Here is a 17,580-nt window from a genome sequence, read left to right as displayed (position 1 = left end):
ATGTTAGAAGTTATCAGTCCGATTTTCAGGACTATTGAAACACCCTGCTATGTTCTCGACGAAGCGAAACTTCTGAAAAATCTTCGCATACTGAAGGACGTAAAAGAACGGGCAGGCTGTAAGATACTGCTCGCTCAGAAAGCATTTTCTATGTTTTCTGTCTATCCGATGATCGCTGAATATATGGACGGCACCACTGCGAGCGGTCTGTATGAAGCAAAACTCGGACATGAAGAATTTAAGGGTGAAGTTCACACCTACTGCCCTGCGTACAAAGACAGCGAATTTGAGGAAGTAGCGAGTCTGTCAGACCATATCGTTTTCAATTCAATTGCTCAGCTGTACAAATTTAAGGACAGATGTGCAGGTAAAAGCATCGGATTGCGCGTCAATCCCGAATGTTCGACGCAGGAAGAGCCGATATATGACCCGTGTGCGTCGGGCTCGCGGCTCGGAGTCAGGGCGTGCGACCTCACTGATGAGGTGGTAGCGTGTCTCGACGGACTGCATTTTCACACGCTTTGCGAGCAGAATTCCGACGCACTTGAAGTGACGCTCAAAGCAGTCGAGGAGAAATTCGGGAAGTACCTTAGCAGGGTGAAATGGGTCAATTTCGGCGGCGGGCATCATATCACCCGTGCCGATTACGACCGTGATCTGCTAGTGAAACTTGTGTCCGATTTTAGGGATAGATACAACGTTGAGGTCTATCTCGAACCGGGCGAAGCTGTCGCTCTGAACGCAGGTTATCTGGTGACAGAAGTGATGGATATCGTCGAAAACGGGCGCAAAATCGCAGTTTTAGATGCATCGGCTGCCTGTCATATGCCCGATGTTCTTGAGATGCCTTATCGTCCGCCACTGTTCCTTTCGGGAAAAGAGGGAGAAAAAGCGTACAGTTATAGGCTGTCTTCACGAACCTGCCTCGCAGGCGATATCATCGGCGATTACAGCTTCGATCAGCCGCTCGAAGTCGGCGACAGGCTGTGTTTTGAGGACATGGCGATCTATTCGATGGTCAAAAACAACACTTTCAACGGGATGCCGCTGCCAGATATCGGGATTCTCCACGCCGACGGCAGCTACGAACTCGTTCGGAGGTTCGGCTACGAAGATTTCAAGGGGAGGCTGTCATGAAGCTTGTAAATACGCCGTCTGCGGACGGTTTCAGGATGCCTGCCGAGTATGAGCCGCACCATGGCACCATCATGATCTTCCCCGAGCGGAGAGGTTCGTGGATCGACGAGGCGAAACCCGCTCAGGAAGTTTTTTCGCAGATAATACGTGAGATTGCTGAAGACGAAAATGTGTATGTTGTCGTCAGTTCGTTCACAAAGCATATTGCTGAGAAAATGCTTGCAGGTGTACAGAATATCACCCTGTTAGAGATACCGACAGACGATGCCTGGGCAAGAGACACCGCTCCGACATTTGTAACAAACGGTCATGAGATCCGAGGGATAGACTGGCAGTTCAACGCATGGGGCGGCGAATCTGACGGGCTTTATGCCCACTGGGATAATGACAACAAGCTTGCCAAAAGCATTTGTGAGAAGCTCGCAGTTCACTACTACGACGCTCAAAATTTCGTGCTTGAAGGCGGTTCGATACATTCCGACGGTGAAGGTACTATCCTTGTTACAGAGAGCTGCCTTTTGAGTCAGGGACGAAATCCGCACCTTTCTAAAGACGATATTGCACGTATTTTGTGTGATCATCTGGGCGGCAAAAAAGTCATCTGGCTTCCGAGAGGAATCTATAACGACGAGACAAATGAGCACGTTGACAACGTTTGTGCGTTCATCGGACCTGCTGAGGTCGTTCTTGCATGGACTGATGATGCGAACGATCCTCAGCATAAAATGTCGAAAGCGTGCCTTGATGTTCTTGAAAAAGAGACCGACGCTAAAGGCAGAAAATTCACAATCCACAAGCTGCCTATCCCTGATCATCCCGTCTGCATCACTCAGGAAGAACTCGACGGATATGTGTTCGAGGAAGGCGAAGATGTCCGAGAAGTCGGCGAAAGACTCGCGGCAAGCTATGTGAACTTTTACTTCACTAACGGTAAAGTTCTGCTGCCGCAGTTCGGCGGTGAAAACGCTGAGAGCGACGAACGCGCAGTGCGACTCATGACCGAATGGTGCAGGAGCAGAAAAATCGTTCCGATACAGGCGCGGCAGATAATCGTCGGCGGCGGAAACATCCACTGCATCACTCAACAGATCCCGAAAGGAGACGACCTGAAATGAAGATAAAAGCAGCAGCGGTTCAGATGAACTGCTCGCGAGATGTGGGTGAAAACATCGCACACGCCGAGAAGCTTGTGCGTAAAGCTGCGGCTGACGGCGCAAATGTCATACTCTTGCCCGAGCTTTTTGAGCGTCAGTATTTCTGTCAGGAGCGGCGATATGACTACTATGCATTCGCAAAGTCTGTCACCGAGAATGACGCTGTTCTGCACTTTTCAAAGGTTTGTGCCGAGCTGAATGTCGTTATTCCTGTCAGCTTTTACGAACGGAGCGGCAACACCCTGTTCAACTCCGTCGCCATGATCGACGCTGACGGCTCGGTGCTCGGCGTTTACCGCAAAACGCATATCCCCGACGACCACTACTATCAGGAAAAGTTTTATTTCACGCCCGGCGACACAGGTTTCAAGGTCTGGAACACTCGTTTCGGCCGAATTGGCGTCGGGATCTGCTGGGATCAGTGGTTTCCCGAGACCGCCCGTGCGATGGCGCTTATGGGTGCCGAGCTTCTGCTCTACCCGACCGCGATCGGTGCCGAGCCTATCCTCGAAACCGACAGTATGCCGCACTGGCGTCGCTGCATGAAAGGCCACGCGGCCACAAACATGATCCCCGTGATCGCCGCAAACCGCTACGGGCTCGAAACTGTTGAACCGACAGAGGAAAACGGCGGACAGAGTTCGGCGCTTCGGTTCTACGGTTCGTCGTTTATCACTGACGGCGTCGGTGAGGTGATCGCACAGGCCGAGCGCGAGGGCGACTGTGTCCTGACTTCCGAATTTGACCTTGCGGAGCTTGACAAAGCAAGGCTCGAATGGGGTCTGTTCCGCGACCGCAGACCGACCTGCTACAAAGTCATTACCGAAAAATAGCGTAAAAAAAACGGACAGCTGATTCGCACATCAGTTGTCCGTTTTTATGTACATTTATCTGAATTTTATCGACTTCAGGTCAAAGTCGCTGCCCGGGAGGAAGCAGAGCTGAACTTTGACTTTTCCTCGGACAGCACCTATCGCAAACTCGCGGCAGGTGTAGTCGTCCGCCTGCTCAAATTCGCAGAGCTCGCGGCGTATCTCGGCGCCATTTTCATCAAAAAAGATGATGTGGATGCTGTTCACAGGCAGCTGCGAACGTCCGCAGATAACGATCGTGTCCACCGCCTCGGCAAAATCGAACTCGCCGAAACTCAGCATCACGTTGTTTCCGATGCCTGTCACAGCGTCGGTACCGATCGTGAATTTGTCGCCGTAGATGTTCTCACAGTTGACCGCAGCCAGCTCTGAAGTCTCCTTGGCGCGGCGCTCAAACACGAATCCCTGCACGTCGTAGCGTTCGTCCGAACCGATGCAGATGGTGTGAACGCCCGTAAGCACCTTCGAGAGCTTGTAGGTCATCGGCTGGTAGGTCAGCCAGATCGGGGTCAGGCCGTACTCGAAATCGCCGATAAGCTCGCCGCCCGCGGCAGGAGAACCATCATAGAAGCGGATGCGGACAGGCGTTAAAGTGTTCGCGAAGATCGGCACGGTCACCGTGTCGCTTCCCACCGCGCCGAAATCGACGTTCGTGAAGCCGAACCATCCGCCCTCGCCGCCGATGGTCGCACCGTGATCGAGACCGTCACAGACATTACCGTCCGACAGGCTGTAGAGACCGCCGTAAACCATGCTGTACGGGTCGATGCAGGCGCATCCGAGACCGTCGGCAGTCAGTTTCACCGTCGAGAGCACATGATATTTATCGGTGCCGTTCTTACAGAGCGCCTTGAGGTAGATGACGCCGTCGCCCATTGCTTCGATGGTCACACCCTCTGCTGAGCGCTCCCTGATGACCGCGTTGTTCACGTCGATGCCGCTGACCGTTGTCAGGCGGTAGTCGATGTCCTTTGAATACGTTGCATTTTCGGGATAAACGACCGTCCTGACCCTGATCTCGCGGCGGCTCGGCGAAAACTCGCGGCATTCGGGAATGAGACCGATCCTGCGGACGGGAATATCGTCCTCTGCATTGACGCAGTCGGCGTCGCAGGGTCTGCACTCGTCGATGCAGTCTGTCTCGGTAACTGTCTCGTGGGCGGACGAAGTAAGGTTCAGAGTACTTTCGGGCAGACCGTTGGGTTTGACCGTCACAGTTATCTCGCCCGCTTCGGTCGTTGCCGCCACAATGGCAAGCAGCTTGCCCGAGAAAAGCCGTCTGGAAGTGCCCTTGTACCGATCGTAGTCGGTGGAATCGCCGTTGTCGAGACCGACGAGCCTGCCCGCGCCCGAAACGCTGACGGTCACGCGGTCGTTGGCGTTGTCAACGGTATTGCCGTCACGGTCGAGGGCGTCTATCTCGATGAAAACGAGGTCTTTACCGTCGGCAGTCAACTCGGTCTTGTCAGGGGTCAGACGAACCGATGCCGTATCACCGAAACTGCGGCGGGTGTCGCGTGCGACTTCCCTGCCCTCTTCATCGTAAGCCACCGCCGTGAGCTCGCCCCTGACGAAAGCGACCTTCGCGTCAAGGGTGTAAGTGTCGCCGTGAAGCACGTCGATGGTCTGCTCCGCAATCTGTTCGCCGTTGAGGAACAGTCTGACGAGAGGAGCATTTGTCGCCGCCCTCACATCAATGATCTCGCCCTCGTTCCAGTCCCAGTAGGGGTAGAGGTGGACGAAAGGTGCGGTCTTGCAGTCAGTCCACGCAGCGCGGAAAATGTACGCGCTGTCCTTGAAAAATCCCGCGGTGTCGATCTGTCCGAAGTAGCTGTTCTTGGTCGAGTACGGGGTCGGTTCGCCGATGTAGTCGAAGCCCGTCCAGATGAACTGACCCGCGCAGAACTCGGCGTCACGGTCGGGAATGATGCAGGACTCGGTGGAACGTGCCGCCCAGCCCGGGGAGCTGTTTCCGAGGGCGGAGCACTGTTCGTCGTCGTCGCAAAGTATCGCCTGCTCCTTCGGGAAATGGTAGATGCCTCTGCTCTGCACCACCGAAGAAGTCTCGCTGCCGTAAATGAACCAGTCGGGATGTTCGGCGTGGTGCTCGTCATAGAGACGCTCGGCGTAGTTGTAGCCTGCGGTCTTGAGGATGTCGGCGCATCTGCGTGCAGGTTCACTGCCCATGTAGTTCGAGCCGATGGTGACATATCCGTTGCCGAAGGGGTCATGCCTGCGGACTTCGTGCATCAGCATCGAAGTGACTTCCTGACCGCGGTCGGAAGCGTGAGTGTCGTAGATCTCGTTCCCGATGCTCCACGCAAACACCGAGGGATGATTCCTGTCGCGGCGCACCCACGAAGCCACATCGCGGCGGTGCCACTCGGGGAAAAAACGCGCGTAATCGTAGTCGGTCTTTTTCAGCTCCCACATATCGAAGCACTCGGAGAGGATGAGAAATCCCATCTCATCAGCAAGCTCCATGAACTCCACCGAGGGCGGATTGTGGCTGGTGCGGATAGCGTTGATGCCCATCTCGCGGAGCTTGACGAACTGACGTCTGAGCGCCGCTTTGTTGACCGCCGCGCCGAGAGCTCCCAGGTCGTGATGCTGACAAGCGCCATGCAGCTTGACGTGTCTGCCGTTAAGGAAAAAGCCCTTGTCGGCAGTGAATTCCGCGCTTCGGAAACCGAAATCACTGCTCACACTGTCGATGACCTCACCGTTTTTGAGAATATACACCTCGCAGAGATAGAGCTGAGGGTCGGTGATGTCCCAAAGCTGCGGCTCGTCAACGTTCAGGCGCTGTTCGTTGACCGAGTACCTGAAACCGTCGGCTGTGAGGTAGTCGGGCAGAACACTGCGGTCTGCGGCGCACATATTGCTGTCGCAGAGAGTCAGGAGCTGAGGTTCGCCGTCGGTCTTCTTATACAGCTTCGTTCTAACGCGGTAACCCTCGACGGATTCATCCGCGGGACGCGCCGCCTCGGTCATAACAGTCACGCTGCCGTCGTTCCGCGCCGAGATATACACACCGTCGGGCAGGATATGAGTCTGCGCATAACGCCGCAGCAGCACCTTGCGGAAGATGCCCGCGCCCGAATACCACCGCGAATTAGGCTCGATGTAGTCCACCCGCACGGTAATGACGTTCTCGCCGGGCTTAACGAGGTCGGTAATATCGAACTCGAAAGTTGTATAGCCGTACTTCCACTCCCCTGCCAAAACGCCGTTCACATAGACTTTACTGTCCATATAAACGCCCTCAAAACGAATGGACGTCCGCTTTCCGTCGTCGGGAACGGTGATGGTCTTTCTGTACCAGCCCGTAGAAGTCTCGTAAAGATTTTTTGTATCGTAAATCAGCCAGTCATGCGGCAGCTCCACAGGGGCGAAAGAATCGGGCTGCGGACACTCGCTGCCGAACGGCAGTTTGCAGAAACTCCAGCCGCATGAAAGTATGATGTCGTTCATAAGTGGCACACTCCTAAAAAGTTTTTCACTTAAAATTATACACTATCATGCTGTGTTTTGCAAGCATTATTTATCAGCATTTATGATGATATGAAACAAAAACAGATCCCCGAAGCGTGAAAACTTCGGGGATCGTTTTATTTATCATTTGATAAACGTTACTGCACGGAGCAGCCGCGTTACGTAAGGCTTACTTAGCCTTTGTAGCCACCTCGGTGATGAGCTTTGTGAACAGCTCGTCGGCAGCCATAGCAGGCAGCTCGCCTTCCTTGCGCGAACGAACGGTGAAGGTGTTGTCATTCATCTCGTTATCGCCGCAGATCAGCAGGTACGGGATGCGGTCGTTTCTGCCCTTCTTGATCTTCGGACCGATGTTGGAGTCCTCTTCATCGACAGTCACGCGCATACCTGCGTTGGAAAGTCTCTCGGCGAACGCCTTTGCGTACTCGTTGTTCTCGGGCTTGATGGGGAGGATGCGAACCTGCTCGGGAGCGAGCCACAGCGGAAGCACGCCTGCGTACTTCTCGATAAGCAGTGCGAGTGTTCTCTCGTAGCAGCCGACAGAGGTACGATGGATGATGTACGGGTTCTTCATCTTGCCGTCGGTGTCAACGTACTCCATGCCGAACTTCTTGGAGAGGAGCATATCGATCTGGATGGTGATGAGGGTGTCTTCCTTACCGAATACGTTCTTGATCTGGATGTCGAGCTTCGGGCCGTAGAATGCAGCCTCGTCGATGCCGACCTCGTAGTCAAGACCGATGTTGTCGAGGATCTTCTTCATGGTGCTCTGAGCCTCGTCCCACTGTTCGGGAGTGCCCTCGTACTTGTTGTTCGGGTTTGCGGGATCCCACTGGGAGAAACGGTAGGTAACGTCTTCCGCGAGACCGATCGTCTCAAGGCAGTACTTAGCGAGATCGAGACAGCCCCTGAACTCCTCTTCCAGCTGCTCGGGACGGAGGATCAGATGACCCTCGGAGATGGTGAACTGACGAACTCTGATAAGTCCGTGCATCTCACCGCTGTCCTCGTTTCTGAACAGGGTGGAGGTCTCGCCGAGTCTCATAGGCAGGTCGCGGTAGCTGCGCTTCTTGTTGAGGAATACCTGATACTGGAACGGGCAGGTCATCGGACGCAGAGCAAAGCACTCCTTGGTCTCATCGTCGGGATCGCCGAAGATGAACATACCATCGCGGTAGTGATCCCAGTGACCTGAGATCTTGTAGAGGTCGCGCTTAGCCATGTAAGGAGTCTTGGTCAGCTGATAGCCGCGCTTGTACTCCTCATCCTCAATCCAGCGCTGGAGAGTCTGGATGACCTTCGCGCCCTTCGGCAGCAGGATCGGCAGACCCTGACCGATATAGTCAACAGTGGTGAAGTATTCCAGCTCTCTGCCGAGCTTGTTGTGGTCGCGGAGCTTAGCTTCTTCGAGAGCCTTCAGGTGAGCTTCGAGCATGGAAGCCTTCGGGAAAGCGGTTCCGTAAATTCTCGACATCTGGATGCCGTCCTCAGCCTTGCCCCAGTAAGCGCCTGTGCAGGAGAGCAGCTTGACAGCCTTGATAACGGATACGTTCATGATGTGGGGGCCTGCGCACAGGTCGATGAAATCGCCCTGCTTGTAGAAGCTCAGAGACTCGCCGCGGTCGTCGTGCTTCTTGATGAGCTCGACCTTGTACTTCTCGCCGCGCTCTTCCATGAGCTTTACAGCCTCATCAAAAGGCAGCTCGAAGCGCTCAAGCTCGAAACCCTCCTTAGCGAGCTTCTTCATCTCAGCTTCGATCTTTGTGAGATCTTCGGGAGCGAAAGGCTTCTCGACCTCAAAATCATAATAGAATCCCGTATCGGTAGCAGGACCTCTTGCCAGCTTTGCGTCGGGGTAGAGGTTCTTTACAGCCTGAGCAAGAAGGTGGGAAGCAGTGTGACGGAAGGTCTCGGCACCTGCCTTGGAATCGAAGGTCAGTACCTCGAACTCACAGTCGGAATCGATAACGGTGCGGATGTCCTTGACCTCACCGTTGACCTTTACACAGCAGGCAGCCTTGTAAAGACCCATGCCGATACCCTTGATGATCTCGGATGCAGGCATCGCGGATTCGATCTCGCGGATGCTGCCGTCTTTAAGCGTAAGCTTAATCATTACAAATCAATCCTTTCATTTATAATATCATTAGTTTCGATGTATCTATACGATGCCGTTTCCACGACAAGGTTTTCATTTGCCGCCTGATTCAGCTGCTGAGTGAAGTAAATGTATCCCCAGAAACCGACCAGTGCAAGGCTCAGCAGCGTGCCGAGAGTATTGAAGAAGACCCTGAGTCCCTTTGACATCACGCGTCTGCCCCTGACTCTTCCGCTTGTGAGCTGCATGAAAAATGTAGCGAACCAGTAGCTGATGATGAACACGGGAATAAAGATCAGCATACCGAAATAATATGTTATCTGACCGAATATCGAGATGTATATCACATAGACCGCGACAGCATCGGCAGCGAGCATGACAAGATAGCACAGAAATGCAAGTATCCTCCTGAAATGCAGCATAGTTTTCTCCGTTCTCCTTTCAGAAATAAAAAGCCCGAATATGCACAAAGCACATTCGGGACGACATTGACAATTAGCCGTGATTCCACCCGCATTCGCACGCGGCTTACGCTGCGTACCTCATTCACCGCCTTCACGGTGTCAAGCCTTTAACGGTGCTTATCCGTCGCTGATTGGGCGAACTCGGAGACCGGTACCCGTTTTCCGCGAACACTGCACACCTTTCAGCAGGCGGTGCGCTCTCTGTCATCGTTTCGCATCCGAAAAACGGACTGTCTCTTCACAGTTTTATATCGGATATGTTTTTTTCTAATTTTATCACCGAACAGATGCTTTGTCAAGCAGATTCACGAAAGTTTCACAATTTCTTATCATTTCTCCCCAAAGCGCCTGAGCTTTCCTGTGATTCTCATTTAGATTTCAGATAATTTTCATCAAAAAAATAGTTTTTTTGAAAAAAGGTCTTTTCAAGCAAAAAAAAATATGGTATAATAAATAGAAATATATTTATTCGGGAAAGTAAAAGCACATATGAGAAAGGAACAATATAATGTCTGATAAATATACAGGCGAAAAGTGCATAGTCTGCGGCGAACTGTTCGCCGACGGTGACGACATAGTTGTCTGCCCCGACTGCGGTACACCCTGCCACAGAAGCTGCTGGGAAAAGAGCGGCGAATGCACGAACACCGCGCTCCATGAAAGCGGTGAAAGCTGGAAACCTACAGCTAAAGTCTCCTATACCCCCCCCGACGGTCAGCCTATCCGCTGCATACGCTGCGGTGCGCTCAATGACGGCGACAGCCATTTTTGCAGCGAGTGCGGACTTCCGCTGAACTTCGACAGGGAGAGTTCACGCCCCTTCAACGATATCCCCGAGAACGAAGAGGGCACACCCGGCATCCCTCAGATGCCGAATATGCAGATGCGCACCATCCGTCTTACACCTCAGTCCGACATGGCAGGCGTAAGGCTCGGCGACTACATGGAGTACATCGGCAGCCGTTCGTTCAACATCATCGCGAGCTTCATCAAATTCGCGAAAACAGGCAGAAAAGTCAGCTTCAACATCGCGGCTCTCATCTTCCCCGAGCTCTATTTCTTCTACCGAAAGATGACCAAGACAGGCGTGATTTTCCTGCTGCTCTCCTTCCTGCTCAGCATCCCCGTGATGATCTACAACGGTCAGTCGGGTGAATTCGGCGGGATGATACTTTTCAGCACCCCAATCGACATAAAGAGCAGGCAGTTCACATCTTTCTACGAACTGTGCTGGATAATCAACGTGACTGTGAGCGTTTTTGCAAGTTCCTACGCGAACTACTGGTACTATAAAAAAGCCCGCGAAGATATAACCAGCATCCGCGCCGAAGAAACGGTGAGCGAGCATGAAACGGTCGATCTTATCCGCAAAAAAGGAGGCACTTCTTGGGTGGCTGTCGGCGCTGCGGCTATCGCGATCATCATCCTCAAGCTCGGGTTCATGCTTGCGCTGACTTATGTCTACTGACGCGTTTACAGAAAATTTACATTATAAAAAGGTCCGCAGTGCTTGACTTCTGCGGATCTTTTGTGTTATAATATTATGTATCGTGCGGACAGACGCGTGATTCCCCTTGCTTGCACAATAAGAGTGCAGGCTTAATATCCATAAGGAGGTGCTATAGTAATGGCAAAGATCAACGAAAACTACGAGGTTGTCGCAGTATTCAGCTCCCAGAGCGGAGAAGAGAACGTAAAGGCTCTGACCGAAAAGTTCGACGCTCTCATCAAAGCTAATGCCACCGAAGTCGAGATGAACGACTGGGGCAAGAGAAAGCTGGCTTATCCGATCAACTACGAGAACGAGGGTAACTACGTACTCTGGAACTTCACTTCCGAGTGCAGCTTCCCTGCTGAGCTTGAGCGTGTATTCGGTATCACCGATGGCGTTCTTCGCTTCCTCATCATGAAGAGATAAGCAAACGGTCAAACAGATCAGAAAGGACTGGTATTATGCTGAATAAGGTAATTCTTTCAGGCAGGATAACTCAGGATCTTGAGCTCAGACAGACCAACGGCGGTAATGCTGTTTTACAGTTCACACTCGCGGTACAGCGCAATTTTGCAAAACAGGGCGAAGAGCGCCAGACTGATTTCATAACCTGTGTTGCTTGGGGAAAGACTGCCGAATTTATCAGCCGTTTCTTCCGCAAGGGCAAGTCGATAGCTATTGTCGGCAACCTGCGTTCAAGAACATACGATGATAAAAACGGTACTAAGCATTATGTTACAGAAGTCTTCGTCGATGAAGCTCAGTTTACTTTCGAGCCGAAAGATCAGGGCGGTTACGCTCAGCAGAGCTACAATAACGGCGGATACCAGCAGGGCGGAAGCTATAACGGCGGCGGTTATCAGCAGGGCGGAAGCTACAATCAGGCTCCCAGACAGCCCGCACAGAACAGCTACCAGAATCAGCAGCCCCAGCAGCCCGATGACGCAGTGAGCATCGGAGATTTCCAGGATTTCAACGTTGACGTTTATAACGATGACGGACTTCCTTTCTGAGCAAAGAGAGTAAACGAATTTTTTGAGTTAGGAGGATCGACATGGAAAAGGGTTCCAGACCTATGAAGAGAGGCCGCAAAAAGGTTTGCATGTTCTGCGTAGACAGAGCTGAGAAGATCGACTACAAGGATATCGCTAAGCTGAGAAAGTGCACTACCGAAAGAGGCAAGATTCTTCCCCGCAGAGTAACAGGTACTTGCGCATATCATCAGAGAGAGCTTACCAGCTGCATCAAGAGAGCAAGACATCTGGCACTGCTTCCCTACACTGCTGAATAAGCATTCGGGATCGATAAAAAAAACACAGCCTGTACGTTTTAGGACGTACAGGTTTTTTTGTTGCTCATCGACAGAAAATGTGTGCTGCATATGTTTGAAGCTATTGCTTTTTAAAAATTTATGTGATATAATAAAGTTGATATCCGTTAAGGAGGAAAACCGATGATATATGACAGCATAAAAAAACTGGTAAGCTACGGACTTGAAAAAGGACTTATCGACCCTGTGGACAGGGTGTACTGCACGAACAGGATTCTCGAAGCTCTCGGGCTTGAGGAATATGACGAACCTCAGGAAAATTTTTCTGACGTCGATATTGAACAGACTCTCGCCGAACTGCTTGACTACGCGGTTGAAAAGGGTCTCTGCGAGGACAGCGTTGTTTACCGCGACCTGTTTGACACAAAACTCATGGGACTTATCACTCCCCCGCCTTCGGCAGTCAACAGACGGTTCGCAGAGGACATGAAGATCTCCCCCGAGACTGCGACCGACAACTACTACAAGTTCAGCTGCGATACCGACTACATCAGGCGTTACCGCATCGCGAAGGACGTACGCTACAAGTCGCAGACCGAATACGGCGAGCTCGACATCACGATAAACCTCTCGAAACCCGAAAAAGACCCAAAGGCTATCGCCGCCGCAAAGAACGCAAAGCAGGCGGGCTATCCGAAGTGTATGCTCTGCCGCGAGTGCGAGGGTTATGCAGGCAGAGTCAACTATCCTGCCCGTCAGAACCACCGCATCATCGGCATCAAGATATGCGGCGAGGACTGGGGATTCCAGTACTCACCCTACGTTTACTACAACGAGCACTGCATCGTGTTCAACAAGAAACACACTCCTATGGTCATCGACAGAAGCGCCTTCGACAAGCTGCTCAGCTTCGTCACCGTATTCCCACACTACTTCGTGGGCTCCAATGCCGACCTGCCGATAGTCGGCGGTTCGATACTCTCTCACGAGCATTTTCAGGGCGGACGCTACACCTTCGCGATGGAGCGTGCCGAGGTCGAAACGCCTGTTGTTTTCAAAGGCTATGAAAATATCTCGGCAGGTATCGTGAAGTGGCCTATGTCAGTCATCCGCCTGACAGGCAGCGAACCCGACAAACTCGCGGAACTTGCCGACAAGATACTTACCGAATGGCGCGGCTATACCGACGAATCGGAATTCATTTTTGCCGAGACCGACGGCGAGGCTCACAACACCATCACCCCCATCGCACGCCGCAGAGGAGATCTTTTCGAGCTCGACCTTGTGCTTAGAAATAATATCACCACCGACGAACATCCGCTCGGTGTTTACCATCCGCACGCGGAGCTTCACCACATCAAGAAAGAAAACATCGGACTTATCGAGGTCATGGGACTTGCGGTGCTCCCGAGCAGACTCAAGGACGAGATGGCTAAGCTCGAACAGGCGATCGTGAACGGTTCGGACATCCGTTCGGACGAAGTGCTCGAAAAGCACGCCGACTGGGTCGAGGACATCCTTTCGAGAAGAACTGTCACCGCCGAAAACGCCGCAGAGGTGCTTCGTGAAGAGATTGGAATCGTATTCGCGAAAGTCCTCGAACACGCAGGCGTCTACAAGCGCACCAATGAGGGCAGACAGGCGTTCATGCGCTTCATCGACCATGTGAACGGCAGATAATTTTCAAACAGAAAGAAGGAGATCATATGGAAAACCCGATAGATCAGGTGACCGAGGCGATTCGCGACGAAAAAGAGCGTATTGAGGAGATAAAAAGACGTCAGGCGGAAGACCCCACATACGGCGGCAATAACCACTATCAGGAACCCCAGAGATTAGACGGTGTGCCCGGTGTACTTGTGCTGATCTCGTTCGTCGTCATGTTCCTCGGGCTGGCGATATTCGCAAAGAGCGAGCCGCTGATCGCGGTCATCTGCGTCGGTCAGCTGTTTTTCACGATCGGCGCGGCTGTACTCTACTCCCAGAAACTTTCGTGGGATAACCTTCCGATAACCGTCTTCCCTCTCGCGGGTCTCGGCATGATCGTGATACCCGCAAAAGCGCTCTACAACAAAAAGCACGACCTCGGCCCCGTGATGAGCACAAAAACCGTCGGCTTGCTGGTGGGATTGCTCTTCTTCCTGATCGGGTTATGCGTGATAGTATTTCCGCTTATCCACCGAAATGTCATGCTGAAAAAGTGTACGCTGAAGATCGACGCTACCTGTACAGGTCTCGCTTCGAGACACAGTCGCAATAAAAACGGAAGAGCGTACAGAGTTTTCGCCCCAAACTGGGAGTACAAGGTCAACGGTCTGACCTACGAGCATCAGGAAAGTACATATACGAACGTTGGCTATCCCGAGATCGGTTCGGTGCATGAGATACTTGTGAATCCCGACGATCCCGTCGAGATCTACCGCAAGACGGGCACGCAGGCGTTCTTGGTAGTTTTCGGACTGATATTTGCTGCCATGGGCGGATTTCTCGTATTCATCATGATGTTCGGGATCTAAACAGAATAGTGTTCAAAAAAAGCTCATTCCCTTGTTCGGAAATGAGCTTTTTTATATCCCTAAAATATTTCTCACGACCCACCAGCCGACGAACAGCAGCAGGAAAACAACATTCGCGGCCTCGCAGCCCGTTGTCAGAGAGTATTTCCCCGTGCGGATATACCTTGCCGCCGAAGCGACCGCGAGCCACACCGCGAAGGCGGCTTCGAGGGGCATCATTGCGTTGTGCCCGAGTGCTTCACGGAATCTGCCCGTTGCAAGACAGTGCAGAGCGTGAGTGTTTCCGCAGCCGGGACATTTCAGCCCCGTGAGCTTGTGAAAAATGCACGGCAGACCGCGGCCTGTCAGCTCCATGATAAGCGCATAGGCTGCCGCCGACGAAGCTATCGCCGCATAAACAAACAAGACCCTGATGATCCTTTTTTTCATACGAAGCCTACTCCCTATCAAAGACTAAAAAAGCTGCCCGCCGTAACGGACAGCCTTTTGTTTGCGGTCATGCGAGCTGATTCATCTCGTTCTGAACGAGAGCGATCATTGCGATCGGGAATACCAGCGAAAGAATGATGTACAGGATCTTGTTGTCAGCCTGTGGGATACCGCGCTGAGCCTTTACCGCGTTGATGTTGTCATCTGCATTTATAGCAAAGAAAACACCTCCGACATACAGGAACAGCAGAATGAACTGAATGGTGGGATCGAGGTTAGCAACGCTCTTTCCTCCTGCATTGTACAGCTCGTGCATTGCTCCCCAGTACCATACCAGACTATAGATACCGCAGGTAACGATAGTCAGTATTACAACTGTCGCAACTGATTTCTGAGTGAACATGATTGTGATCTCCTTTCATAGATCTGAATTTTTTAACAGGGCATACCACCCTATCAAGTAATATTTTAGCATAGTACAATCAAAAAGTCAAGATTTTTTCAGAAAATTTACAAAGAAAATTAAGCATTATCCACTAAAATACTACACAAAAAATTTCTTTTCCAGCGTCGTTCTGAGTGCGGGGCTCACCGCGATTATAATGAGCATCAGCCCGATAAGCACACAGGCGGCGAAGGGGTATATCGACCAGACCAGCTTATTGTTTATGCCGAAGGTGTTGTTCAGAAGGAACTCGGTCAGCACCATAGCGAAACCGCTGAGGATAGTCGCACCGCCGAAAATGTAGAGGTAACCCTTCGCAACGTACTTGCAGAGCGCCACCACCGCGGTACAGATGATACATGAAGCCCCCACCGTCGGAAAGGCGAATGACAGGAACCACTTTCCGTGAGTGTACAGATTTATGTACAGTAAGAAGGCCGCCGCCGCCGCGTGATCGACAGGAACGAACACAACGGGATTCGGTCTTTTGAACCAGAATGGCAGGACAAGCACGACATAGGCAAGTATCACCGAAGCCGCCGCGATGCCGCCCCATGTCACCGAACCCGTTATGCTCAGGTTGCAGATGAGGGGAAGGGTCAGACCAAGCAGGAACAGCGAGGTCAGTATGAACAATCCGCCCTGACGTGTGACCGTCTGCCGCTTTATGACGGGATTGTTCGGGAAAAGCGGGTCGCCGTGGGGCATCTCGAGATCGGGATGATACACTCTCGTAAAGCAGAGGGGACATTTCTGCTCGCTGTAGGCAAGCTCCACTCCGCATTTAATACAGTACATTTTATTGTACACCTTCCCTTCCGTAATTGGAGCTGACTTTAACGTGCAGTCCAAGATCTCTCAGCAGGAGCAGGAACCTCTGCTCCAGCACGGGTTCATTTATCGAGCGGATAAGCGCAATATACAGCTTATTTCCGAAGCTGAGCATAGCGCAGTTGTTCGGGGATTTTGTCTGCGTGCCGAGGGTAAAGCCCACGCGCTCAACATGAGCCGCCATCTCGTCGGGGAGTTTCACCGCCCCGAGATTCGACATGGTGATGCAGGTCTTCTTCTCGCCGTTCATGTCATAAACTATCTTCATGCCGATGTTCTTGATGAAAAGCGGCAGTATCTTCAATATCCACATCTGTTCCATCCGAACATTTGAACGGATGCGGGCGGCGATGCGGTGCGGAGCGAGTTCGAGGGACATCTGATGATGCACGTCGCTGAGCATCTGCTCAAATGTGAGGTCGCCCAGCTGAGGGTCGATGCCGGGTGAAACGTAGAGGACGAAATTTCTCAGTGTCTCGCTCGGGAACATCCGACGCAGATTTGTCGGAACGAGGACCTTGACGGGTCTGCGCTTCTTCGGCGGCACTCGTTCCGCCTGCACGTCGAGAAACGCCTGTATCATGACCGTGACCATCAGTTCGGTGAGCGTGACCTTGTACTTATGTGCAAGCCCTATCACTTCCCTGACGTCAAGCTCCGCAAGGATTATGTCGCGGAAACCGTCGGGTATCGGCGTTCCTTTCAGCTGATAGGAGGTCGCCTCTTTTTGCTTGAGGGGATTTTTGCCCGCATACTTCGGGAAATCGTCCACAAGCTCTTCATCACGAGGGGGCTCTTTGCAGTCGAAAACGCCATGCTCGCAGGGAATGTTGATACCGCGGGACAGTTGCAGATACTGAGCCGCCAGCGTTTTCAGGAAGATGAGTCCGCTGTTGCCGTCCGCTATTGCGTGGAAAAACTCCACCGCGATGCGGTTCTTGTAGTACAGCACGCGGAAAGCACATTTGAGGATGTCGTCGAAGGGCATATGTGTGAGGGGGTAGCTGTGATCGGGCATCACCTTCGGGGCTCTCTCGATCTCTTCAAGATAGTACCAGAAGGCGGCACGCCTTACGCGAACGGCTATGGACGGGAAACGCCGCACAGTTCGGTCGAGCGCGTCCTGCAAGAGCCACGGGTCGATCTGCCCGTCGAGAGTGATGGACAGTCGGAATATATTGCTCCAGTCACGCCGACGTGTGGCAGGATAGAGCTTTGCAGAATTATCGAGCTTCATCCACCGAAGCTGACGTTTTTTCATCGGATCACCCTCTTGCTTTTCCTGTGAGAAACAGCCGCTTGACACAGTTGATACTGGCGCTGTTTCAGGATAATACCCTGTTTAAATTATACCACTTTTTTTCTCTTTTGTAAAGT

Annotated in this window: 16 protein-coding genes; 9 read left to right on the top strand and 7 right to left on the bottom strand. The window is 52.3% G+C overall.

Annotation, left to right across the window (positions count from 1 at the left end; translation table 11 throughout):
* From nspC to aguB, 3 genes are read left to right on the top strand one after another with little or no spacing between them, the layout of a single operon-like run.
* The gene (gene nspC / locus BT142_RS18755) at positions 1-1,137 is read left to right on the top strand and encodes a carboxynorspermidine decarboxylase (RefSeq protein ID WP_072418505.1); all 1,137 of its coding nucleotides are present in this window, start codon (positions 1-3) and stop codon (positions 1,135-1,137) included.
* Positions 1,134-2,252, top strand: a complete 1,119-nt coding sequence (gene aguA / locus BT142_RS12340) for an agmatine deiminase (RefSeq protein ID WP_139182230.1) — start codon at positions 1,134-1,136, stop codon at positions 2,250-2,252. The genes nspC and aguA overlap by 4 nt, the downstream gene beginning before the upstream one ends.
* Complete coding sequence (gene aguB / locus BT142_RS12335) at positions 2,249-3,124, top strand: N-carbamoylputrescine amidase (protein WP_072418504.1); 876 nt, start codon at positions 2,249-2,251, stop codon at positions 3,122-3,124. The genes aguA and aguB overlap by 4 nt, the downstream gene beginning before the upstream one ends.
* Before the next feature lie 54 nt (positions 3,125-3,178).
* Here the strand turns inward: aguB and BT142_RS12330 are convergent, their stop codons facing one another.
* From BT142_RS12330 to BT142_RS12320, 3 genes are all read right to left on the bottom strand, one after another.
* The gene (locus BT142_RS12330; RefSeq protein WP_072418503.1) at positions 3,179-6,637 is read right to left on the bottom strand and encodes a glycoside hydrolase family 2 TIM barrel-domain containing protein; all 3,459 of its coding nucleotides are present in this window, start codon (positions 6,635-6,637) and stop codon (positions 3,179-3,181) included.
* A gap of 190 nt (positions 6,638-6,827) precedes the next feature.
* Complete coding sequence (thrS, locus tag BT142_RS12325; RefSeq protein WP_072418502.1) at positions 6,828-8,774, bottom strand: threonine--tRNA ligase; 1,947 nt, start codon at positions 8,772-8,774, stop codon at positions 6,828-6,830.
* On the bottom strand, positions 8,774-9,178 hold the full coding sequence (locus BT142_RS12320; protein ID WP_072418501.1) for a hypothetical protein: 405 nt from the start codon (positions 9,176-9,178) through the stop codon (positions 8,774-8,776). Before BT142_RS12320 ends, thrS begins: the two co-directional genes overlap by 1 nt.
* Before the next feature lie 550 nt (positions 9,179-9,728).
* Between BT142_RS12320 and BT142_RS12315 the strand changes: the two genes are divergently transcribed.
* The 6 genes from BT142_RS12315 (at position 9,729) to BT142_RS12290 (ending at position 14,498) form a co-directional block, all read left to right on the top strand.
* Positions 9,729-10,688, top strand: a complete 960-nt coding sequence (locus BT142_RS12315; protein ID WP_072418500.1) for an RING finger protein — start codon at positions 9,729-9,731, stop codon at positions 10,686-10,688.
* A 159-nt stretch (positions 10,689-10,847) separates the two neighbouring features.
* Positions 10,848-11,138 carry a 30S ribosomal protein S6 gene (rpsF, locus tag BT142_RS12310; RefSeq protein ID WP_072418499.1) on the top strand — a complete coding sequence of 97 codons (291 nt, stop codon included), beginning with the start codon at positions 10,848-10,850 and terminating at the stop codon, positions 11,136-11,138.
* A 35-nt stretch (positions 11,139-11,173) separates the two neighbouring features.
* Positions 11,174-11,725 carry a single-stranded DNA-binding protein gene (locus BT142_RS12305; RefSeq protein WP_072418498.1) on the top strand — a complete coding sequence of 184 codons (552 nt, stop codon included), beginning with the start codon at positions 11,174-11,176 and terminating at the stop codon, positions 11,723-11,725.
* 41 nt (positions 11,726-11,766) lie between these two features.
* Positions 11,767-12,003: a 30S ribosomal protein S18 gene (gene rpsR, locus BT142_RS12300; RefSeq protein ID WP_092983174.1), complete on the top strand. Its 237-nt coding sequence runs from the start codon at positions 11,767-11,769 to the stop codon at positions 12,001-12,003.
* Between the two features lie 162 nt (positions 12,004-12,165).
* Positions 12,166-13,662: a UDP-glucose--hexose-1-phosphate uridylyltransferase gene (galT, locus tag BT142_RS12295; RefSeq protein WP_072418496.1), complete on the top strand. Its 1,497-nt coding sequence runs from the start codon at positions 12,166-12,168 to the stop codon at positions 13,660-13,662.
* A gap of 26 nt (positions 13,663-13,688) precedes the next feature.
* Positions 13,689-14,498, top strand: coding sequence for a DUF3592 domain-containing protein (locus BT142_RS12290; protein WP_072418495.1), 810 nt, complete (start codon positions 13,689-13,691; stop codon positions 14,496-14,498).
* Positions 14,499-14,549: 51 nt separating this feature from the next.
* Here the strand turns inward: BT142_RS12290 and BT142_RS12285 are convergent, their stop codons facing one another.
* The 4 genes from BT142_RS12285 to BT142_RS12270 form a co-directional block, all read right to left on the bottom strand.
* Positions 14,550-14,927, bottom strand: coding sequence for a DUF2752 domain-containing protein (locus tag BT142_RS12285; protein WP_072418494.1), 378 nt, complete (start codon positions 14,925-14,927; stop codon positions 14,550-14,552).
* A 67-nt stretch (positions 14,928-14,994) separates the two neighbouring features.
* Positions 14,995-15,330, bottom strand: coding sequence for a DUF4234 domain-containing protein (locus BT142_RS12280; RefSeq protein ID WP_072418493.1), 336 nt, complete (start codon positions 15,328-15,330; stop codon positions 14,995-14,997).
* A gap of 141 nt (positions 15,331-15,471) precedes the next feature.
* Complete coding sequence (locus BT142_RS12275) at positions 15,472-16,170, bottom strand: hypothetical protein (RefSeq protein ID WP_072418492.1); 699 nt, start codon at positions 16,168-16,170, stop codon at positions 15,472-15,474.
* 1 nt (position 16,171) lies between these two features.
* A complete protein-coding gene (locus BT142_RS12270) occupies positions 16,172-17,464 on the bottom strand; it encodes a hypothetical protein (protein ID WP_072418491.1) in 1,293 nt (430 codons plus the stop codon).
* Between the last annotated feature and the right edge of the window lie 116 nt (positions 17,465-17,580).

Origin of the sequence: Ruminococcus sp. YE71, from assembly GCF_900119155.1 — a bacterium.
Classification (GTDB): Bacteria; Bacillota; Clostridia; order Oscillospirales; family Ruminococcaceae; genus YE71.
Note: the sequence above shows the minus strand (reverse complement) of the source record. Positions and strands in the feature narration are given on the sequence as shown.